We start from the raw sequence: 21,572 nt of genomic DNA on the forward strand, positions 1-21,572 counted from the left end.
CCATGCAGTGGACACAAGAACAGCAGCCCATCATCCATTCCACGGCTGACAAGCTACTGGTTCAGGCTTTTGCCGGTACCGGCAAAACCACCACACTGGTGGGCTACGCCACACAACACGCCTCGGTGAAAATGCTCTACCTCTGCTACAACAAATCCGTCGAGCTCGCTGCCAGGGGCCGCTTTCCACGCAGAAACGTGGTGTGTAAGACGGCGCATGGCCTCGCATATGCAGTCTATGGCAGTCAGTACGCCACCAAGCAGACCAATAACTTACGCCTGACGGACATCGCAAGGGCCATCAACACCCAGGACTGGGAGCTCGTGCGGGATGTCCTCAGCACGCTTAACAACTTCATGGCCAGCGCCGATGACGAGTTGGGCCGTGTGCATTTTCCCAGATTCCAGGGGCAACGAATGCTCACAAGTGCCCAGGAACGTTTCCTGAACAATGCTTTAAACGTGGCTAAAACCATCTGGAACCGGATGATCGATCTGCAGGACACAGCAATGTCGATCACCCATGACGCTTACTTGAAGCTGTATCAGCTAAGCAAGCCCGACCTGAGCGAACGATTTAACGCCATTCTGCTCGACGAAGGTCAAGACGTGAACCCAGTTATTGCCGACATAGTAAAAATACAACGGGTCCGCAAGGTGGCAGTCGGCGATCCCCACCAGCAGATCTATCGCTTCCGCGGCGCAGAAGATGCGCTCAACAGCGACTGGATGGCCGACGCCGAACGTCACTACCTGACCCAAAGCTTTCGCTTCGGCCCTGCCGTCGCGCATGTGGCCAACATCATTCTTTTTTACAAGGGTGAGACACGAAAGCTGCAGGGGTTAGGTTGCAATACCCTGGTTAAACGGGCTCTGCCTGAAGAGCTACCGCATCGCACGTTTATCCATCGTACCGTGACCGGCGTCATCGAGAACGCCCTGCAGCTGGTCGCAAGCAACCCCAAGATTTTCTGGGTCGGCGGTATCGACAGCTACTCGCTACGCGATCTGGAAGATTTATACCTATTCAGCCGCAACCGTAACCATGAGGTGCAGAACCGCAGGCTGTTGAGAGATTACCGGGACTTTTCACAGTACGTGGAAATAGCCGAGGTAAGCCAGGATACGGAGATGTTGCGATCGATCAAGATCATTACAGCCTATCCGGACCTGCCCCAGCGGATCCAAACCCTACGTTCCCGCTCTGTAGATAACGAGCTCGACGCCACCGTGACACTCACGACTGGGCACAAGGCCAAGGGGCTGGAGTGGGACTTTGTCAGCCTGTATGACGACTTTAGCGCTGATCCGCTTTCACCCGATATCGATCAAGGTCGTAAAGATGACGAGTTGAATTTGCTGTACGTGGCGGTGACGCGAGGGATGAAGATCCTAGCGTTGAACTCAATGGTGCTTTCTATCATGCAGCGCTATGTCGATGCTCGGACCTCTGCACTCCAACCTCAGAAATCACGCGCTTAGCAACAAACTATTTCAGATTGCTGGCACGCGCTTATTATTGAAACCCTGGTAGCTCTGCACATTGAGGACGTCGCCATGGGCCGTCAGAAATTTGAATACCACACTGAGTTCTCTCCCTTTCAGTACGTTGTCAGAACCAAAAAGCTCTTCATGTTCAAGTCCGAAGAGCCCACCACTGAACCCGACACCCAGGGTTTTCTGGAAGATTCTGAACGTCAAAACCGCCTTGCTCAATTAGGCAGCGAAGGCTGGGAGCTGGTCAGCGTGCAGCCCGTGGTCAAAGGAGAAGTCAAGGTTGGCAATCAAAACGCCCAAGGCTGGGCTTACGGATTCGCCTTGCCCATCGGGTATCTGCTGTTCTTCAAACGCCCTATCCACTGTGATTGATGGTGTCAGTACCGTCAGAAGAAATCCTTACAGTCCTGAATATGGTTTTCTTGCGGCGACCATAGCTTGATCACGGCAAGCTGACGGCATCAGGAATGACTAGAGCCCAGCCGTGATCCAGTACCCGCGTCTCACTGCACTCACTTGCCGACTTGCCTTGCCAGGCCTCATCGCACTTTTTGGATGCGGCCTGCCTGTCTCTCATGCGACCGCTGCTTCAGCCTCCGAACAGGCCAACCTGGACGTGATGATCCGCCAGTTGAATGCCTTAGAGGACACCGCACGTCGTAGCGCTCAAGTGGCCGACGAACCTGGCAAGCGTTACTTCTTCGATTACCAGCGTCTAGCAGGTGATATCGCTCGAATTCGTCATGGGTTGGAGGGCTATCTAACCCCAACCCGAGCCCAGCCTCGTGATCCTGTTGAGCTGTCAGGCCAATACACGACCGAAGGACGCAAGCCATGAGCATGAGCGGCGCTCAGGCTGCTGCGTTTCAAGCGGCAGGAGGATTTCCTGCCTCGACGAGCTACCTGTTTTTCGTCGGCGTCGCTGTAGCCATCATCTTTATGTGGGGCGCCTGGGCTATCTGGAGCTGCTACCGAGGATGGGCCACTGGCAACCTTGATCGAACGATTGCCTCGACCTCGCTCGTCCGCATCCTACTGCTTTGCATGATCCTCACCACATTTGTTCTTAGTTGACCCTATGGGAGATACACCATGACTTCATTCTTAAAACCGGGCCGCATGCTGATCGGGTTGCTTGCTCTCCCCCAACTGGCCATGGCGGCTCTTCCGCAGTCTCAGCCTCCTACCCGGGGGGAAGGCTCTAACCTGATGCAAACCATGCAGAACTACGCCTTTGACGGTTTTACTTTGCTTGGCCTCATCATCTGCGCAGTCATTTTCAGTGGCGTTGCTTGGCATGCCTTCGGCACCTACCACGAAATTCAACTTGGCAAGAAAAAATGGGGAGATCTGGGGGCGACAGCCGCCGTTGGCGTCGCCATCCTCGGTGTCGCCATTTTTCTGGTCACCAAGGCTTCAAATATTCTTTAAAAGAGCCGTGGCCATGACAGAACTCTCAGACGATGGGACCCTGATTTTCCTCCCTGTGCGATTGAACAATCAGCCAGTCATCATGGGCGGCCTTACCGCTGACGAAATGTGGGCCACCTTGGCGTTGAGCACCGGCGCAGGGCTGGTTATCGGTATTCCGGCCGCGATATTGACCCAGATTTGGGCACTTATCATCGGCGCCGCCATGCTCTGTGCTGTCCTAGGGCTGTTTCTTGCCAGTCGTTTCTTGCGTCGGTGGAAACGCGGCCGACCTGATACATGGCTATACCGCCAGATGCAATTGAACATCGCGCGGTTCTTTCCTACCTGGAATAAAGCCCTGCTGATTACTCGTACAGGTGCGTGGACCTGTCATCGAACGGAGGTTCAATGACTTACCGTAAAAAAGTAGACGCCCAACTGGCCCACATTAACAGCCTGCGCATGGTCATTGGTTTTCTCATTGCCCTGGGTCTGTACATGGCTTATGGCTGGCAGAGCGCACCGCGTGACCTAACTGTTCATGTACCTCCAGATCTACGTTCAGGTAGCACCCGTAAGTGGTGGGATATTCCACCGGAGTCGGTATACGCCTTCGGTCTGTACATTTTTCAGCAGATGAACCGTTGGCCCGTTGACGGTGAAACCGACTACGAGGACAACATTACCCGCTTGGAAAGCTACCTGACTCCCAGCTGCAAAGCCTACTTGCAGAAAGATTTCGAGCTACGCCGCAATAGCGGGGAACTGCGCAAACGTGAGCGGGGTGTATTTGAAATTCCAGGCAGAGGCATCGACGATAAGTCTGAGCAACATATTGAACAGCACAGCATCAATGACTGGACCGTCAACCTGGACATCACCGCTGACGAGCACTACGGCGGGGAGCGCGTAAAGCGGGCATTTGCTCGCTATCCGTTAAGAATTATCCGATTCGACGTCGATCCCGAAAAAAACCCATTCGGCTTGGCCTGGGACTGTTATAGCAGTAATCCACAACGCATCGAAGTCTCCGCAGAAACGACCAGAGCAGGAGGCAAATGATGACACGCCGCCTACTGATCATCGGGCTCGTAGCCCTTCACTTCTGCGGGTTGGCCAACGCCGTCGAAATCCTGCGCTGGGATCGTATCCCTATAGCACTGCCCTTGATCGTGGGTCAGGAGCGTATTGTCTTTGTGGACCAAAACGTACGGGTGGGTCTGCCTCGTAACCTCGTCGACAAACTGCGCGTGCAGAGCACCGGTGGTGCCCTCTACCTGTTGGCGAAAGAGCCGATTGAACCGACTCGCTTACAGCTGCAGAACATGAACTCCGGTGAGATCATGCTCGTGGATATCATCGCAACGGTAGGGAAACCAAATCAGGTCGCATCCGAGCCGGCTAAAATTGTAGCCGGGGACAGTCCCGCCCCGCGTTACGGCCAAGTCAACGCCAAACCTACAAGCAACCATTCAACTTCTTCCACGGCCCAAGCCAGCGCTCAAGCCGAGGAGGATGAGGACGCGCCGAAACCGCGTCGTGAGACCCCTCTTCCGGTGGTCATGACGCGCTATGCCGCACAGATGCTTTACGCGCCCCTACGCACCGTTGAGCCCGTGGAGGGGATTGCTCAGATCAATCTGAAGCGCGGTTTGGACCTCACCACCCTAATGCCGATATTGCCGGTCGAAGCCTCTGCGTTGGGGTCGTGGCGGTTAGACGAGTATTGGGTCACGGCGGTGAAGCTACGTAACACAAGCGCCCAAAACCTCACATTGGATCCGCGTGACCTGATGGGTGACTTTGTCACCGCGACTTTTCAGCATCCCTACCTTGGCGCCAAAGGTGATTCCAGCGACACCTCGACGGTCTACTTGGTGACCCGTGGTCATGGTCTAGCCGAATCGTTATTGCCGGCCGCCATCAGCCAGATCGATCCGAAGGGAGGCCGTCGTGAAGAGTAATCCACTTGTTAAATACCTGGTCATACCGTTCGCGATCCTGGCGATATACGTAGTGGTCAAATTATTCAATCGCGAAAGTGCCGACCAACAGGTTCATGCGCCGGAAACGGTTGTACTTAGTACGAAGGAGGCTAAAAAGCTTGGGGTTGACGGAGATACACCCAGCGACACATTGCGCACCATTGTCGTGGAAAGCAGACAACTCAAGGACCAAGTCTCCAATGCTTTGAAGAACAATGACGAACTAAAGCAACAGAACATCGAGCTGCAAAAACGCCTGCAGAACATCGACCTCAACGTCGATAACAAACTGCAGAACGTTCAGCAAACGATGAAGCAGGAGGCGCAACAACAGAGCCAAACCCTCTTGGACACACTGCAGCAGCAGTACAATACCCTGAGCAGCAAATCGGGCAGTGGCAATGAGTCTGGATCTGATTTGCCGATCGGCTTCGGCGTTCAGCCAGGTGACGGTCAAGGCTTCAAAGGCGGACCTGGCGCGGACGTTGTTTGGATAGAGCCGCAGGACGCAACGCCGGTCGATGTCAACGGCAAGCCCATCGCTGCAGGGACAAATCAAACGGCAAGCGGCTTCAACTTCCCGACCTCTTTTGGCGAGTCCGTGGACCGAGGACAAAATGCACTGCGCACGGGCGCTCAAAGTGTTGCGAATGAAATCTCGCCACAGGAGGCCCGCAAACAGGTGCGCAAGGTCTACACCTTGCCGCAGAACTCGACATTGATGGGTTCGGTGGCCATGTCCGCGCTGATCGGCCGGGTGCCCATTGACGGCACTGTCAACGACCCCTACCCGTTCAAGGTATTGATCGGGCCGGACAATCTCACGGCCAACGGCATCGACTTGCCCGACGTCGCCGGCGCGGTGGCCAGCGGAACGGCTTCCGGCGATTGGACCCTGTCTTGCGTACGCGGTCAGATCAAAAGCCTGACGTTCGTCTTCAATGACGGCACTGTGCGCACGCTGCCACAACCTCAGGAAGAAACGAATAGCAGTCAAAATAGTAACAATCAGAACAATGGCAACCAAACCACCATTCAGGGTGGCCTGGGCTGGATAAGCGATGCCTATGGCATTCCTTGTATCAGTGGCGACCGCAAAAGCAACGCCTCGCAATACATTGGCTCGCAGGTACTGATTACCGCCGCCGGCGCAGGTGCTGCCTCCCTCATCAAGTCAGATGGAAACAGCGGCTCTTTTATAAACCCTCAGTCCGGGACCATCGGTTCTGTCGGCGGCTCGGGCAGTGAAGCCATGGGCAAAATTATTGGCCAGGGCGTCAATGACGTCTCCAGCTGGGTCAACAAACTCTACGGGCAAGCCTTCGCAGCGGTGTATGTACAACCCGGGGCAAAGATAGCTGTGCACCTGGACCAGCAACTGACCATCGATTACGAACTCAATGGCCGCAAGGTCAACTATCGCTCAGGAGCCCGTCATGTTTCGACTGCGCTTGACTAATCATGGCTTAAAACTAGGTGCATACCTGGCCATCGCCCTACTCGCCTCGGCCTGTTCCACCAACAAAGACGAATTGCTCCCCCATGGGGACCGCACAATGATGGACGTTTGGGATCAAGGCTCCAGCGGCTCAAGCAGCTCGAGCAGCCGCCAATTGCTCGATGCACGCCAAGATCTTCGTCGGCCTCTGGAGACGAGGGAAACAGACAACACCATGTTCACACGTACCGCACAAAACGAGATCTACAGCCAATTTAAACGCCTACCCAATCCCGACCTGGTGATGTACGTCTTTCCTCATTTAGCGGGTTCAGACCCGGCACCGATCCCAGGCTACACCACGGTGTTTCCGCTGTATCAGCGGGTGCAATACGCCATGCCTGGCGAACGCACGGAGGCATATTGATGGGTTTTTTTGAACGATTCAAAACGCGACGGGCGACAGAGCGTGTGGAACCTGGCGTAACACCAGGTTCGCCGTTATCTGACGATGTGCAGGGACCAGCAACCGAGACGTTTGAGGCTGCTACAGAGCGTTACTACGAACGCCTTGCTGCCATGGGTATTCCCTCGCCGAGCGATTGGCGTAACCCAAAGAAAAAGCCAGCCACAACCGCTGATGCTGACCGTCTATACCACGTCAACCCCTCCTTCGTAGACCTACTGCCGTGGGTAGATTACCTGCCTGCAGAAAAAGCCATGCTATTGGAAGACGGCGTGTCTCGTGCTGCCTTTTTTGAGCTGACACCGATTGGTACTGAAGGTCGGGATCCCGAATGGTTACGCAAGGCCCGCGACGCCCTGGAAAACGCCCTCCAGGACTCCTTCGACGAGCTTGAAACCTCACCCTGGGTGGTTCAGCTCTATGCCCAGGACGAAACCAGCTGGGACGATTACCTTCAGCAACTGCATGACTACGTTCAACCACGCGCACAAGGCAGTGCATTCACCGAGCTTTATTTGAAGCTGATGAAGCAACACCTGGAATCCATCTCCAAACCAGGCGGGCTGTTTGAAGACACCAAGGTCAGCCAACTGCCCTGGAGGGGCCAACAGCGCCGCGTCCGTGTTGTTGTCTACCGCCGTACCCAAGGCGCGCAAGCGGATGTGCGAGGCCAGGCACCAGGTCCTTACCTGAAAATCATCTGCGATCGCTTGGTGGGCGGCTTGGCGAACGCCGGCATTAAAACCCATCGCATGGATGGCCACGCCATTCGCCATTGGCTGATTCATTGGTTCAATCCACGTCCCGATCATCTTGGCCCTGCCGATGCAGATATTCGCCGCTTCTACGAATTGGTGTGCAAGCAAGCACCTGGTGCTGCAGAGGGCGAGCTGCCGCTCGCCAGCGGCACTGACTTCTCGCAAAACCTGTTTTATCGCGAACCACTGTCAGATATAGAGAAAGGTCTGTGGTATTTCGACGGCCTTCCCCATCAGGTGGTGATGCTTGACCGCTTGAGGGATGCTCCCAAGACCGGGCACTTAACCGGTGAAACCCGAAAGGGCGGTGATGCGCTCAACGCACTGTTCGACAAAATGCCAGAGGACACCATTCTCTGTATCACTCTCGTGATCACCCCGCAGGACATTCTCGAAGGGCATCTGGAACAGCTTTCACGCAAGGCAGTTGGAGACACTCAGGCCTCGATCCTGACACGCGAAGACGTCGCCACCGCCCGTCAGTTGCTCGGGCGCAAGCACAAGCTGTACAGAGGTAGCGTAGCGTTTTACCTGCGGGGTAAAGATGATGCCCAGCTGCACGAACGCAGTTTGCAACTCAGCAGCGCATTGCTGGGTGCGGGCATGGAGCCGGTGGAACCTCGGGATGAAGTGGCACCGCTGAACTCCTACCTTAGATGGCTACCCGGCAACTTCGACCCCAATGCGCGCAAAGCACTGGAGTGGTACGCACAACTGATGTTCGCCCAACACATTGCGAACCTGGCCCCCGTCTGGGGTAGGTCGACCGGAACCGGGCACCCGGGTATTACCCTGTTTAACCGTGGGGGAGCGCCGATAACCTTCGACCCGCTGAACAAGCTGGACCGGCAGATGAACGCGCATTTGTTCATTTTCGGGCCTACGGGTTCAGGTAAATCGGCCAGCGCGACAAACATCCTTAGCCAAATCATCGCCATCTATCGGCCACGTCTATTCATTGTGGAGGCTGGCAACAGCTTCGGCTTACTCGGTGATTTCGCCAAAAAGTTGGGTTTGACGGTAAACCGGGTTCGACTTGCACCTGGATCGGGTGTCAGCCTCGCGCCATTCGCTGATGCCGTGAAGCTCATCGAACCCAGCCAAAACGTGAAGATTATCCAAGCTGATGATCTTGAGGCGTCGGACGAACATCTGACTAGCCAGACCGAGGATGAACAACGCGACATCCTGGGCGAGATGGAAATTGCGGCCAGGCTGATGATCACCGGTGGTGAAGAAAAAGAGGATGCCCGTCTTACTCGTGCCGACCGTAGCGCCATCCGCCAATGCATACTGAATGCAGCGAAAAAATGCGTGACGGAGCAACGTATCGTTCTGCCGGAAGATATCCGTGAAGCGCTGCGAGAAATGGGACTCGAGCCCGGTATTCCAGACGCCCGAAGCTCACGATTCTTGGAGATGGCGGAAGCCTTGTCCATGTTCTGTATGGGCACCGAAGGCGACATGTTCAACCGTCCTGGCACCCCATGGCCAGAAGCGGACATTACCATTGTCGACCTTGCCACCTATGCGCGAGAAGGCTATAGCGCACAGATGGCCATCGCTTATATTTCCCTGCTCAACACGGTCAACAACATTGCCGAGCGTGACCAGTTTAAAGGCCGTCCGCTGATCTGCTTCACCGACGAAGGCCACATCCAGTTGAAGGTCCCACTCCTATCCCCCTACTCCGTCAAGATTACCAAAATGTGGCGAAAGCTCGGCGCCTGGTTCTGGATGGCCACCCAGAACGTTGACGACGTGCCGCCAGAGGCCTCAGCCCTGCTCAACATGATCGAGTGGTGGATGTGCTTAAACATGCCGCCTGATGAGGTGGAGAAGATCGCGCGGTTTCGTGAACTGACTCCTGCACAGAAGTCGATGATGCTGTCAGCGCGTAAAGAAAGCGGCAAATTCACCGAGGGCGTCGTGTTGTCCAAAAGCATGGAAATGTTATTCCGGGCGGTACCACCGAGTTTGTATCTGGCCCTGGCCATGACCGAGCCGGAAGAGAAAAAGCAACGCTTCGACATCATGCAAGCCAAAGGCTGCAGCGAGCTGGATGCGGCCATTGAAGTTGCTGCAACGCTTGACCGCTATCGCGGTATCGAACCTCACATCATTACTTTCCCCGAGCAAGTCACGGCCTTGGAGCGCCAAGCATGAGAGCATTGAATTCCCTGACCCAGAACCTTATAGAAAGTCTGACCCAGCTGCTTGAACAACCGGGTGAAGACGCCCTTCAAACCCTTGAGGTGTGTGCCCCCGTTTTGATAGAGCAACTGCAACAGGTTTTGGTTCGTGCGGTGGATCGTCGTGACATCGAGTCCCAACTTCACGCGGTGTTAGCCAATTGGCTGCTACAGCACCCACAACCCGAGAATGCTGAGAACGCTCTTCTTGAGGCCCTTCGTAAACAAGCGCTGCTTTCATCGAAGCCAGCAGAGGCTCGGGCATGATAGGCCTTCGCAAATATTGGTTGATGCTGGGGTGCGTTTTGGCAGGCACATCGATGGCCTGCTTAGCCCTCACTCGAAGTGAGATACCATCCCCGCACAACACAGGCCCGTGGTTGTTTGGTCCTTCCAAAGCACGCTGGACTGTGACTGAGTTCGCGGATCTGGAGTGCCCCTACTGCAAGACGTACACACCTGCGTTGAAAACCTGGATACAGCAGCAGAAGGATGTAAACCTGCAGTGGCATCATCTGCCACTGGATGTGCACGGTCCGACCGCATTACACGAAGCCAAGCTCGCTGAATGTGCGGGGGCGCTTGGTGGCGCACCTGCCTTCTGGCAAGCCATTGACCAGATTTTTGACCGGACCCGTAGCAACGGTGAGGGTTTCAATGGGCATCTGAACGTCGTTGATGTTACTTACCAGGACTTATTGTCCTGTGCAGCTACCGACAAAGTGATCGCCCGGCATGTTGGCCAACAGGTCGAGGAGGCCCTCAAAGCGGGCATTACGGCAACTCCTACTGTGATAATTAAAGACAACACGACTGGCAGCTCCGTAAAGCTTGAGGGACCAGCTGACGGGGTATTGTTATTATCAGCTCGTGATTGGCTGGCTCAAAAAAAGAGCTGCGACGCTCTGCAAAAGTCGAACGTTAAATCACTTAGCCATTGTCATTAAATGAGCTTGCATTCCATTCATACATTTTCATGCCCGGCATGTCCTACGCGTGGGCCGAAAGAGACAGCGCAAATACGGTGTTTGCAACTGCAATCAGGGTCAGTTTCATACGACTTTTTCTTGAGGATTGATGGGCTCAACTGAGAGGTGCCGGCGACGCATCAGTCGATAGGCTGCCGGAATGACAAACAGCGACAGCAAGGGCGCGGTAATCATGCCTCCAACCATGGGTGCCGCAATTCGGCTCATCACCTCGCTGCCGGTCCCGCTGCCCAGCAAAATGGGTAACAAGCCAGCAATGATGACAGCCACAGTCATGGCTTTGGGCCGAACGCGCTGGACAGCGCCTTCACGAATCGCGGCCATCAGCCCGTGCTCGGTCCTATCGCCGAGGTCTTCACGCTCAGCCCAGGCGTTCTTCAGATAAAGCAGCATAATTACGCCAAATTCGGCAGAAACACCGGCCAAAGCGATAAAGCCGACACCAGTGGCGACCGACAGGTTGAATCCCAATAGATAGAGAAACCATACCCCACCAGTCAGTGCGAATGGCAGAGTGGCCATGATCAGCAAGGCCTCATCGAAGCGAGCAAAGGTTAAATAAAGCAGCACGAAGATGATCAACAGCGTGGCAGGCACCACCAGCTTGAGTCGTGCGTTGGCCCTTTCGAGAAATTCGAACTGTCCTGCGTAGCTCAGGCTCATACCAGGCTGCAACTTAACCTGCTCGCTGACGACCCGTCGTAGATCGGCGACTACCGAAGCAATATCCCGTCCCCGCACGTCGATATACACCCAGCCTGAAGGTCGGGCGTTCTCACTCTTAAGCATCGGCGGACCATCGCTGACCTTGATCTTCGCAACGGTGCCAAGAGTGATCTGGCTGCCTAGAGGGGTATAGATAGGTAACTGCTCCAGAGCGCCGAGTGAATCCCGCCACTCACGAGGGTAACGTACGTTAATTGGGAAACGAGCCAACCCTTCAATCGTCTCCCCGACGTTTTCACCGCCGATTGCGCCGGCCACGATCGATTGCACATCGGCAATATTTAACCCATAGCGGGCCGCAGCTTTACGATCGATATCCACATCAATATAGCGGCCACCGGTCAGTCGTTCGGCCAACGCTGAACTCACACCTGAGACATCCTTGGCAACACGTTCGATGGCTTGGGTGACGGCATCGATCTCCGTCAGGTTGGTACCGGCAACCTTCACACCAATAGGGCTTTTTATGCCAGTGGCCAGCATGTCGATGCGGTTACGAATCGGCGGTATCCAGATGTTGGTCAATCCTGGGACACGCACCGCTTGGTCTAGCTCCTCAACGAGCTTTTCCTGGGTCATGCCTGGGCGCCACTGTTCGTGTGGTTTGAATTGGATGGTGGTTTCGAACATTTCCAAAGGTGCTGGGTCAGTCGCGGTTTCAGCGCGGCCGGCTTTGCCGAAAACGTGTTCGACCTCTGGAACTGTCTTTATCAGACGGTCAGTCTGTTGAAGCAGTTGCGCGGCCTTCTGCGCCGATAATCCAGGCAGAGCTGATGGCATATAGAGCAGGTCCCCTTCGTCCAGCGGGGGAAGAAACTCACCACCCAGACGAGAGATCGGCCACAACGCGCTGACAAAGACTAGCAACGCAACCAGCAGCGTTATTTTAGGTCGATGTAATACGGCGTCCAGAGCGGGTTCGTAGATCCGGATCAACCAGCGATTTAGCGGATTCTGCTGCTCATTGGGAATTCGTCCACGAATCCAATACCCCATCAACACCGGTACGAGAGTTACCGACAGTCCAGCCGCTGCGGCCATAGCGTAGGTTTTGGTGAACGCCAATGGACCGAATAGACGTCCTTCCTGAGCCTCCAGCGTGAACACCGGAATGAACGACAGGGTGATGATCAGCAGACAGAAGAACAATGCAGGTCCTACCTCGGCAGCCGCTTCAGTCATCACGTGCCAATGACGTTCACCTTTCAGTTCCTCCCCAGGATTGGCCACGTGCCAAGCCTCGACCTTCTTGTGGGCATTTTCAATCATCACCACGGCAGCGTCGACCATAGCGCCGATGGCGATGGCAATCCCGCCAAGGGACATGATGTTGGCGTTGATACCCTGATAGCGCATCACGATGAAGGCGATCAGCACCCCAACCGGCAGGGAAATGATTGCCACCAGAGATGAACGCAGGTGCCAGAGAAAGATTCCGCAGACCAACGCGACGACGATGAACTCTTCGATCAGCTTGTGGCTGAGGTTTTCCACGGCACGATCAATCAACTTGCTGCGGTCGTAGGTGGTGACGATTTCAACCCCCGCCGGCAGACTGCTTTTCAGCTCGTCGAGTTTGGTTTTGACCGCCGCAATGGTTTCACGAGCATTCTTCCCGCTGCGCAGAATCACCACGCCGCCGACGGTCTCACCTTCACCGTCGAGTTCGGTAATGCCTCGACGCATCTCAGGCCCTAACTGAATCGTGGCAACATCGCCCAACGTGACCGGCACACTGCCCGCGCCCAGTTTGAGCGGGATGGCGCGAAAGTCATTGAGCGTCTTTAGGTAGCCGGAAGCTCGTACGATGAACTCTGTCTCCGCCATTTCCAGCACGGCTCCACCGGTTTCCTGATTGGCTTTGCCGATCGCCTCGGTCACCTCAGACTGCGTGATACCCAAGTTCGCCAACTTTAGCGGATCGAGCTGGACCTGATACTGTTTGACCATGCCACCTACGGTGGCAACTTCCGCAACGTTCGGCAGCGTCTTGAGCTCGAATTTGAGAAACCAGTCCTGTAGGGCTCGCAGTTGCGCCAGATCGTGCCCACCGCTGCGATCAACCAACGCGTACTGGAAAATCCAGCCAACGCCAGTGGCATCAGGTCCTAAGGCTGGCTTAGCACTGGCTGGTAGGCGGCTTTGTATCTGGCTCAGGTATTCCAACACCCGCGAGCGGGCCCAGTACAAGTCAGTTCCGTCTTCGAACAGCACATAAACGAAGCTGTCGCCAAAGAAGGAGTAACCGCGCACAGTCTTGGCCCCAGGTACCGAGAGCATGGTGGTTGCCAGTGGATAGGTCACCTGGTTTTCGACGATCTGTGGGGCTTGGCCTGGGTAAGGTGTACGGATAATTACCTGAACATCCGACAGGTCTGGCAATGCATCGATGGGCGTACTTTGAACCGCCCAGATCCCCCATGCCGTGACGAACAGCGTCGCCAGCAACACAAGAAAGCGGTTGGCCACCGACCAGCGAATAAGGGCCGCAATCATGGCTGGCCCCCAGAGCGTTCCAGACGTTCAACACGCAGACCATCGTCCGTCTGGCTAACAGCGATCCGAACCTTGTCGCCCGTTTTTAGGCCCTTCATCAGAGCAGGAGTGGCGAGAGGGAAAGTCATCGTCATGCCTGGCATACCCAATGTCTTGAAGGGACCGTGGGCGAGCGTGACTTCTTTGTCGTTGATCTCAACGATCTGACCATCGGCCTCATGCAAAGCGCCAACGGGCATAGTAGATGGCGAAACGTCCAATGAGCTTGCGACAACGCCCTTGAGACTGGCCTCCGAGTCGAGCAGGAACTGGCCAGAGGTCACCACTTTCTGCCCCTCTTCCAAGCCTTTCAATATCGCCGTCTTGCCATCGTTATCCTGGCCTAGCTGCACCTCCACCGGGCGATATCGACCAGCGTCTTCAGAGAGCATGACCAACGCACGTCGACCGGTACGAATGACGGCCTCGCTCGGCACCCACAGAACACTTTGCTCCGTTGAACGATTGAGGCTTACCTGTGCGGTCAAACCTGGTCTGAGTCGGCCATCTGGATTGGGTAACTCAACTCGAACGCGAAGTGTGCGACTGTCCGAACTGGTTTCCGGAAGAATCGCACTGACGACGCCCTTGAGCACAACTCCAGGGAATGCGGATAAACGCGCTTCAGCTGCTTGCCCTACTACGATTGACCCAGCTTCCGCCTCTGGTACAGCCACGGCCAGCCAGACACTGCTCAAACCATTAACACGAGCCAACGTCTCGCCTGCGGCCACCGTCATACCTTCACGCACACTCAGCTCTTGAAGCACACCACCAATAGGGCTGGTCAGCGTCAGGTTCGATTGAACTTTGCCAGTGCGCTCAACTTGAGCAATTAACGTAAGTGGCATTCCGGTTAGCCGCAGTCGCTGCCGGGCCGCTGTCAGCAAGCCAGCATCGCCACTACGCTTGAGGGCGAGAAATTCCTCCTGAGCAGCTGCCCACTCCGGCACCAAGATATCTGCCAAGGCGGCATTCGCTTTCAGCACATCACCAGGTGCGTGGGCATACACACGCTCGACAAAACCCGCTGTACGGGCCTGAATGACTGCAACGTCCCGTTCGTTGAAGGCCAGCACACCTACCACGTTCAGTGTCGAGGCAAATACGCCTCGACTGACACTAGCCAGTCGCACACCAAGGTTCTGAGTCAGGCTTGGATCAATTCGAATGGCAGCGCTGTCCCCCTTGGTATCTGCGTATTGAGGGATCATCTGCATGTCCATGAAGGGTGACTTACCCGGTTTATCGAATTTCTGTTGTGGGTACATGGGATCATACCAATACAGAACTTTTCGATCGGCAGAGGCTTTGGGTTCATGATCCGGTACGACACCAGCTACTCCGCTCATTCGCGGTTGGGCTAACCAGTAACCCCCGGCAACACCCAAGGCAATCGAGATGCCGATGATTAAAGTCCCTTTCCATAATTTAAAAATCATTGAGCGGACTCCCCGTAAGAGAAATACAGGCGAGCGCTGGTCAGGGCACGTTGCTCTTCAACGTCAACCTGCTTGAGACGGGCTTCGATGAGTTCGCGTCGGGCGGCAACAACCGAGTTCAAATCACCCTTGCCGGAGCGGTAGCTGGCCATCGTGAGTTCGACCTTTTCTTTAGCCAACGGCAACAAGCTTTCCTGATTACGGCTGACTGCACGATTGAGGCGCTCGTAGTCAGCCAACTCATCCTCCAGTTGCTGGGTATGCTCGCGTGACAGGGCTTCGCGCTCAGCCTCAAGCTGGTTTAGTTCGGCGTGCTTGGCCGCAATCTTGGGGTTTTGCCGAGAGTTAGGGAACAGCGGGAGATCCCATGAAAACTGCACGCTGACCATGTCACCGAATTGTTGGCCTCGGTGCTGATAATCGAATTCCCAGCTCCAGTCAGACTGCTTTTCCGCCTCAGCTTCACGGATCTTGGCTTGTGCTTCACGGGTCATCGGCACAAAAGCCGCTAATTCGGGGTGATGTTGCAGCTTATGGGAGTAACCTGAGGTCTCAATAGGCCAATCAGGCAAACCGCCTACCGGTTTGTCATCGGCGGCAGGGCCAATCCAGCGCTTGAGGGCGGCCCGGGCCTGTGCACGTTGACGAACTAAATCATCCTGCTGCTCAGCCAGTTGAGCAGCTTCCTGTTTAGGTGTCACCGCATCGGCGGGTTGGGCTCGGCCACCCGCAATCTGAGCTCTGACGGTATCGGTCAGAAGACGGTTTTCTTTGTAGAAGTCCTGGAACAACGCATCTTTACGCTCAACCGAGTAGCTTCTGATCCAGGCTAATGCCGTGGACTGTCGGACGTTCAGACGCGCCACTCGACGCTCGGCTGACGCTCGATCAACAGCCGCATCCGCGACCTCGATACGTGCTTTGCGCTTGTCGCTGTTGGGCATCTCCTGCCTAATCCCGACCACTTGCATGGTCATGAAGTCCTGGTCGATGCTCCATCTGTCGGGTCCACCAATGGGGTAGTTCTGCACGCCCAGCAGTAGCTTGGGATCGGGTAGTTCGCCGGCGGGAATGGCCGCGCTAGTGGCTGCTTGAATTTTGGCGTCTTGTGCGGTCAACGATGGTGCATTGTTTTCGGCCAGACGCAGCGCTTCATCGAATGTCAATGCGCTAGCGAAGCTCGGCAATGCAAGTACGCTTGCCGCCAGGCCGGCCAGGAAGGACCAACCTGTGCAACAGCACTTGGAGTTCATGTTCACGATTCCTGTGATGATCCACCGCGCGCTTCATAAGACATGCGCGCAGATATGCCATCCCGCTAACGCGGAATGAGGCTCAGTGTGGTACAGGAATCAAGTACGTGGGGGTCGCCATACCCCTGAAGAGGTTTGTACGAGCGGGAAATGGCTGGAGAATGATAGAATGAGAGGACTGGACAGGGTGATAGGAGGCTTGATGATCGATACTTGCAACATGCCGCCAGTTTTGCATTCCTGACCGGGCTTACAAGGTTTGCCATGCTCGGTGGGACTTTTCATGTCGTGGCAGCAGTCTTGCCCCATACCATCCATCATCGCCATGCCCATGGTTTTCATCGGGCATGGTTCAATCGATGTCTGAACACCCGCCATCCCGCTGAGGGGAAGCGCCAAGCTAATCAGGAAAATTAGGCAAAACCGCAGGTAGCGTTTCATGAGCTGGAGTGTAGACGGTGCAAATGGCCCTTACAATTCACCCTTGAGACTCCTTAGTCGGCCATCACCAACCGCTATGCCGCGCTCATTTCCATGACCGGGCTTAAAGTACCTAACCATGCGACTAGACAAATAATGATGACTGCCATTGAAAATTCGAGCTTCATGCTACGGCGCAAGGCATTGACCGCGACAGCATAGTCTCCATTTCGAACAGAACGTTCCAAGAGCGGGCTTAGGTGAAAACGGTTGAGCGTCGCTAATACGATCATCCCGGCAAAGAGCAGGACCTTCAAAAATAGCAACTCGCCATAAGTGCTGAGCATCACCTCATCGAGATTTGGCCCAACGATAAATAGGTAGTTCGCCACTCCCGTAATGCTGATGATCACTACAATCACCGCGCCGGCCGATTCAAACCCTGTCAGTACCCGAGCAAGAATTCGTGCTTCTCGCTCACCTTTCAGTGATTTCAAACGCAGCAGCAGGGCAAATGCCGCTAGCGCACCCAACCAACCGCCTGCGGCCAAAAGATGGAAGATATCGCTAATAAAGTGCCAGTAGCGACGGCTCCCCTCGTCCATTGCTCCGTGCCCTGTCCATGCCAGCGTCGCTAGCGCAATCGCGCCACAGACAGTGACAATCCAAAGACTCAGTGTTGGAAAGCGCTTGTTCAGGGAAACGCCAATAATGGCCGTCACCAACGCCCCTATTCGGACCATCCAGGTCAAACCGACGTCAGTCCCCATGAGAACCATTTGAAAGATATGGTGATGTAGCTCCATGAAACCCGACACGCCACTCATTGCTTTCGCAAGTAACAACATGGCGGCAAGGGACAGAGCTACACCTACAGCAGAAGTACTGTAAAGAAGCGACTCAAAATTCAAAACTGTTCCCGATATTCTTTCTTTTCCCCTGAGGCTATAAAGACCAAAAATTGCCAGTCCAAATAACAGCATCAGGTCGAAATAAAGAGCAAAGCGAACAACGATATTTAATGAGTCGCTCATGAATCATTTCACTTTGAAAGAAAAGTTGCCGGTAATCGGGTGAGTGTCCGAGGAAACGGCACGCCATTCGACTTTGTAAGTACCCGTGGTCAATGGCGATGCGGGTGTAATAACCATCGTCTTCGGATCACCGCCACCTGCCACGTTAGCTTTTACGCCCATAGGTGAATTCGGCATACCAGGCATATCGGTCATAATCAGCTTTGCACCAGAGAACTGAGTCGTTAGATTCTCAGAAAAGTGCAGTTCGATTTTAGACGGAGCCGCCGCATCCGATCCTTCAGCGGGAGTAGAAGAAACCAGCTTTGGATGCGCCTGAGCAACTGCACTCAGAAGCAAACCCGCAGTCAGCGCAACAGCTACGGTGGTAGTTTTAAGGAATGACATGCAAGACTCCTGACAGCAAAAGCTGTTGGTTCTAGGTTTTTAGGGAATATCTAGTTTTTTACTTTTTGACGCTCGTTAAAACCACTGACGAATACCTAGCAAATTCCGTGTTCTAGGGCCGGCTGGACAGGGAGGAATCACAAGATTTCCAACGTCACAGTGCGAGTACACGATGCCACATGAACGCAAACTGTTCGATTACATTTCAGTCAGCTTGGGGCGGGTTTTTGGCACTGATCTGCCCGGATACGGCGCCAAATACGCGACTTTCTTTGGAACGCTCCAAGAGTTTTCTCTCATCCAAAAACGATCCTATTGAGCTAACCACATGTTGCCTGCATACATATGAACAAGGTGTCTTAGACCTTTCTTGCATCAGCACATGGGAGTTCAATATGAAAGGCTGTTATTCCGTTTAACGACGTACACCATATTTTTCCGTCATGCGCTTCAATGATAGATCGAGTAATCGATAAACCTAGCCCTGCATTACTTGGACTTCCTTCTCTGCGAGCTGGGTCCACGCGATAAAATCGATCAAACAGCTTTTCAAGATGCTCGGACGCAATGGGCTCTCCCGGGTTCTCCACAGAGACTGATATTGAAGTTCCTTTCTGCCGAATATCGACAGTAATACACTTTCCTTCGGGGGTGTACCGGAGCGCATTTGAGAGCAGATTAGAGATGGCCCTGTCGAGCATGAGTACGTCACCTCGGACGCTACCCCTGCCTGTGACCTTCAGGTCGATCCCTCGCTCATCAGCCAGCAAACGGTAGTACTCGAGTAATTTCTCTACTACTGCTACCAGGTCAATCGGTTTGTTTTCATGTGTAATTAGACCGTTATCTGATTTCGCTAGAAAAAGCATGTCATCAATCATACGTCCCATACGTTTCAAGTCATCAAGATTTGAGTACAGATTGTCCTCGTAGTCCTCAATATTTCTTTTTCTAGATAAAATCACTTCAGTGTGAGTCATCAAATTGCTAACGGGTGTCCGTAATTCGTGAGCAATGTCCGCAGAGAAGTTCGATAAACGAACAAACGCATCGTCCAGTCTAGATAACATTGCGTTGAACGAGAGCACCATCTGCTGGAGCTCTTGGGGAACGGGACCTAATGGAATACGCTCTTTGAGCGATTTAGCTGACATCGAAGCTGCTACCTGAGTGACTAGGCGAATAGGTCGTAGTCCACTACGCGCTACCATCCAGCCCAGTGCAGCACTGACCAGCGCGCTTATCACCAGTCCTATCCAAAACCATCGTTCAAGCGTCTCGAAGAAGGCCATATGTTGAGTAACATCAAAGATCAACATCACTGTCAATGGCTTGTCCTGCCCCGTCACTATGGCTTGCGCCGTCACGCCTCGAAATATCTGCTCCTGGTCTCGCCACTCCCAGACATTGCTGTTTGTGACCGTTCGGAAGTCTTCAGGAACTACGATCGGACCTGGGTCAGCAAACAGGAGCTTACCGTCACCATCGATGATAAGAGCTGTCAAATCACGATGAGCACCAAGCAGTGCCTCCAGCTCAGGCTTAACATCACTGAATTGATCAATGCTGTTCAACCCAGTCAAAATTCTTTGCGTCGAGTGAAGCTTTTCGTTCAGCGCCTGCTGATCCAGCATCTTGAAATGATGCCGGCTGAGGTTGTTAAAACTGAGTCCAGCGACGGTGAGCACAGCCGTTACAGCTAGCATGAACATCAGGCTCATGCGCGTAGTCAGGGACATTCGCTTCATTCCGACCCCGTCCCCGAATCCGGCGCATCCAGCATGTACCCCATGCCTCGAGAGGTGTGGATAAGCTTGACCTCAAAATCATCATCAATCTTTGCTCTGAGCCTCCTGACAGCAACCTCGATGACGTTAGTATCGCTGTCAAAGTTCATGTCCCAGACCTGGGAAGCAATAAGCGACTTGGGCAGAACCTCACCTCGACGACGGAGCAGCAATTCGAGCAACGCAAACTCTTTGGCCGTTAGATCTATACGTTTGCCTGCGCGGATAACCCTGCGTTTGAGGAGGTCCACCTCCAAATCAGCCAATTTCATATGGGTTTGGGAGGGGGCAGTGGTACCTCTACGCAGCAGCGTTCTGACGCGAGCCAGCAATTCAGAAAATGCGAAGGGTTTGATCAGGTAATCGTCAGCCCCCAGCTCAAGTCCTTTTACCCGATCCTCAACTCGGTCTCGCGCCGTGAGGAAAAGCACAGGGACATTTTTTCCGGATGCTCTCACTTTCTGAAGTACTTCCCAGCCATCCAGCCCAGGCATCATCACATCGAGAATCAGCAGGTCATACGCCTCGCTCAAGGCGTGCTGAAGCGCGTCTTTGCCATTGGTAAAACGATCAACATTGAACCCCGCCTCGGTGAGTCCTTGCTGCAAATAAATACCTATTTTGGGTTCGTCTTCCGCAACCAGAAGTCTCATGGGGATGGCTCTCGAATAATTGTGAGGCTGAGTCTGCAATGAAATGCCTCTGCCAACCAGCAACTGACAGAAAAGTAATATTGGCTTCAGGTAGATGTCAGCGAGTGCTGTCTAGGGTTCGAGCATGAGTACTTTCTGGTGCTCGACCGACTCTTAACCATGAAAGCTAGAGGAGCCGGAAAACAAATCAAAAAGGAGCTTCCTCATGAACCGTTTAAAAGTCCTATTCTTTGCTAGTTCGATACTCATCTCAGCATCTGCGTTGGCTGAAGGTGGTGCAGATCGGATTATGGAGCGCATGGAAAGCCTGCGCGATAAAGCCGAAGCGACCTTGGTACAAGCTGAAAAAGCTCCTGAAGGGCAGCGCCATGTTCACATGGCCGAGCATATGAAAATACTGGGCGAGATCATGGGCCAGCTTCATCTAGATCATCCAAAAGCATCAATGTCACCTCAGGAACATCTCGCCTGGATGGAAAAACACGACGCCATGGTTGATGACGTTTTGAACCAAATGCAGCGCGAGCACAAACTGATGCTTTCTGAGAACCATCAGTAACCGAATAACTCCTACGGGGCTCTCTGAACCGCCCACTAG

General features: G+C 54.2%; 22 protein-coding genes. 14 read left to right on the forward strand and 8 right to left on the reverse strand.

Going from position 1 to position 21,572, the window contains the following annotated elements; translation table 11 throughout:
• Positions 1–2 precede the first annotated feature (2 nt).
• From ACLH0J_RS30215 to ACLH0J_RS30275, 13 genes are all read left to right on the forward strand, one after another.
• Positions 3–1,481 (forward strand): UvrD-helicase domain-containing protein, encoded by a 1,479-nt coding sequence (locus ACLH0J_RS30215; RefSeq protein ID WP_008437391.1) that lies wholly within the window; start codon positions 3–5, stop codon positions 1,479–1,481.
• Positions 1,482–1,556: 75 nt separating this feature from the next.
• The gene (locus tag ACLH0J_RS30220; RefSeq protein WP_008437393.1) at positions 1,557–1,868 is read left to right on the forward strand and encodes a hypothetical protein; all 312 of its coding nucleotides are present in this window, start codon (positions 1,557–1,559) and stop codon (positions 1,866–1,868) included.
• Positions 1,869–2,025: 157 nt separating this feature from the next.
• Positions 2,026–2,334: an RAQPRD family integrative conjugative element protein gene (locus ACLH0J_RS30225; RefSeq protein WP_178110642.1), complete on the forward strand. Its 309-nt coding sequence runs from the start codon at positions 2,026–2,028 to the stop codon at positions 2,332–2,334.
• Positions 2,331–2,570: a TIGR03758 family integrating conjugative element protein gene (locus ACLH0J_RS30230; RefSeq protein WP_008437400.1), complete on the forward strand. Its 240-nt coding sequence runs from the start codon at positions 2,331–2,333 to the stop codon at positions 2,568–2,570. Before ACLH0J_RS30225 ends, ACLH0J_RS30230 begins: the two co-directional genes overlap by 4 nt.
• An 18-nt stretch (positions 2,571–2,588) precedes the next feature.
• Positions 2,589–2,927 (forward strand): TIGR03745 family integrating conjugative element membrane protein, encoded by a 339-nt coding sequence (locus tag ACLH0J_RS30235; RefSeq protein WP_008437401.1) that lies wholly within the window; start codon positions 2,589–2,591, stop codon positions 2,925–2,927.
• Between the two features lie 13 nt (positions 2,928–2,940).
• Positions 2,941–3,321, forward strand: a complete 381-nt coding sequence (locus ACLH0J_RS30240) for a TIGR03750 family conjugal transfer protein (protein ID WP_008437403.1) — start codon at positions 2,941–2,943, stop codon at positions 3,319–3,321.
• The gene (locus tag ACLH0J_RS30245; protein ID WP_020302977.1) at positions 3,318–3,971 is read left to right on the forward strand and encodes a PFL_4703 family integrating conjugative element protein; all 654 of its coding nucleotides are present in this window, start codon (positions 3,318–3,320) and stop codon (positions 3,969–3,971) included. Before ACLH0J_RS30240 ends, ACLH0J_RS30245 begins: the two co-directional genes overlap by 4 nt.
• On the forward strand, positions 3,971–4,873 hold the full coding sequence (locus ACLH0J_RS30250) for a TIGR03749 family integrating conjugative element protein (RefSeq protein WP_008437410.1): 903 nt from the start codon (positions 3,971–3,973) through the stop codon (positions 4,871–4,873). Before ACLH0J_RS30245 ends, ACLH0J_RS30250 begins: the two co-directional genes overlap by 1 nt.
• On the forward strand, positions 4,863–6,353 hold the full coding sequence (locus tag ACLH0J_RS30255; protein ID WP_024073352.1) for a TIGR03752 family integrating conjugative element protein: 1,491 nt from the start codon (positions 4,863–4,865) through the stop codon (positions 6,351–6,353). Before ACLH0J_RS30250 ends, ACLH0J_RS30255 begins: the two co-directional genes overlap by 11 nt.
• Complete coding sequence (locus ACLH0J_RS30260) at positions 6,331–6,759, forward strand: TIGR03751 family conjugal transfer lipoprotein (RefSeq protein WP_008437412.1); 429 nt, start codon at positions 6,331–6,333, stop codon at positions 6,757–6,759. The genes ACLH0J_RS30255 and ACLH0J_RS30260 overlap by 23 nt, the downstream gene beginning before the upstream one ends.
• Positions 6,759–9,722 carry a conjugative transfer ATPase gene (locus tag ACLH0J_RS30265; RefSeq protein WP_024073351.1) on the forward strand — a complete coding sequence of 988 codons (2,964 nt, stop codon included), beginning with the start codon at positions 6,759–6,761 and terminating at the stop codon, positions 9,720–9,722. The genes ACLH0J_RS30260 and ACLH0J_RS30265 overlap by 1 nt, the downstream gene beginning before the upstream one ends.
• Complete coding sequence (locus ACLH0J_RS30270) at positions 9,719–10,015, forward strand: hypothetical protein (RefSeq protein WP_008437414.1); 297 nt, start codon at positions 9,719–9,721, stop codon at positions 10,013–10,015. Before ACLH0J_RS30265 ends, ACLH0J_RS30270 begins: the two co-directional genes overlap by 4 nt.
• A complete protein-coding gene (locus tag ACLH0J_RS30275; RefSeq protein ID WP_008437415.1) occupies positions 10,012–10,695 on the forward strand; it encodes a DsbA family protein in 684 nt (227 codons plus the stop codon). The genes ACLH0J_RS30270 and ACLH0J_RS30275 overlap by 4 nt, the downstream gene beginning before the upstream one ends.
• Positions 10,696–10,800: 105 nt before the next feature.
• Here ACLH0J_RS30275 and ACLH0J_RS30280 read toward each other — a convergent pair whose 3' ends face one another.
• The 8 genes from ACLH0J_RS30280 to ACLH0J_RS30315 all read right to left on the reverse strand — a co-directional run bounded on the left by ACLH0J_RS30280 (position 10,801) and on the right by ACLH0J_RS30315 (position 20,974).
• Positions 10,801–13,959, reverse strand: a complete 3,159-nt coding sequence (locus ACLH0J_RS30280) for an efflux RND transporter permease subunit (RefSeq protein ID WP_008437418.1) — start codon at positions 13,957–13,959, stop codon at positions 10,801–10,803.
• On the reverse strand, positions 13,956–15,440 hold the full coding sequence (locus ACLH0J_RS30285) for an efflux RND transporter periplasmic adaptor subunit (RefSeq protein ID WP_008437420.1): 1,485 nt from the start codon (positions 15,438–15,440) through the stop codon (positions 13,956–13,958). Before ACLH0J_RS30285 ends, ACLH0J_RS30280 begins: the two co-directional genes overlap by 4 nt.
• Positions 15,437–16,693, reverse strand: a complete 1,257-nt coding sequence (locus ACLH0J_RS30290; RefSeq protein WP_008437421.1) for a TolC family protein — start codon at positions 16,691–16,693, stop codon at positions 15,437–15,439. Before ACLH0J_RS30290 ends, ACLH0J_RS30285 begins: the two co-directional genes overlap by 4 nt.
• Positions 16,694–16,792: 99 nt before the next feature.
• Positions 16,793–17,134 (reverse strand): hypothetical protein, encoded by a 342-nt coding sequence (locus ACLH0J_RS30295; RefSeq protein ID WP_073844967.1) that lies wholly within the window; start codon positions 17,132–17,134, stop codon positions 16,793–16,795.
• A gap of 74 nt (positions 17,135–17,208) precedes the next feature.
• Positions 17,209–18,147: a copper homeostasis membrane protein CopD gene (copD, locus tag ACLH0J_RS30300; protein ID WP_008437423.1), complete on the reverse strand. Its 939-nt coding sequence runs from the start codon at positions 18,145–18,147 to the stop codon at positions 17,209–17,211.
• A gap of 3 nt (positions 18,148–18,150) precedes the next feature.
• The gene (gene copC / locus ACLH0J_RS30305) at positions 18,151–18,534 is read right to left on the reverse strand and encodes a copper homeostasis periplasmic binding protein CopC (protein ID WP_008437424.1); all 384 of its coding nucleotides are present in this window, start codon (positions 18,532–18,534) and stop codon (positions 18,151–18,153) included.
• Between the two features lie 359 nt (positions 18,535–18,893).
• Positions 18,894–20,282, reverse strand: a complete 1,389-nt coding sequence (gene copS, locus ACLH0J_RS30310) for a copper resistance membrane spanning protein CopS (RefSeq protein WP_008437425.1) — start codon at positions 20,280–20,282, stop codon at positions 18,894–18,896.
• Positions 20,279–20,974 carry a heavy metal response regulator transcription factor gene (locus tag ACLH0J_RS30315; protein WP_008437429.1) on the reverse strand — a complete coding sequence of 232 codons (696 nt, stop codon included), beginning with the start codon at positions 20,972–20,974 and terminating at the stop codon, positions 20,279–20,281. Before ACLH0J_RS30315 ends, copS begins: the two co-directional genes overlap by 4 nt.
• 205 nt (positions 20,975–21,179) lie before the next feature.
• On the opposite strand from ACLH0J_RS30315, the gene ACLH0J_RS30320 reads away from it, so the two are divergent.
• Complete coding sequence (locus ACLH0J_RS30320; protein WP_008437430.1) at positions 21,180–21,533, forward strand: co-regulatory protein PtrA N-terminal domain-containing protein; 354 nt, start codon at positions 21,180–21,182, stop codon at positions 21,531–21,533.
• Positions 21,534–21,572 lie beyond the last annotated feature (39 nt).

Source organism: Pseudomonas sp. MPB23, assembly GCF_046605395.1.
Taxonomy (GTDB): domain Bacteria; phylum Pseudomonadota; class Gammaproteobacteria; order Pseudomonadales; family Pseudomonadaceae; genus Aquipseudomonas.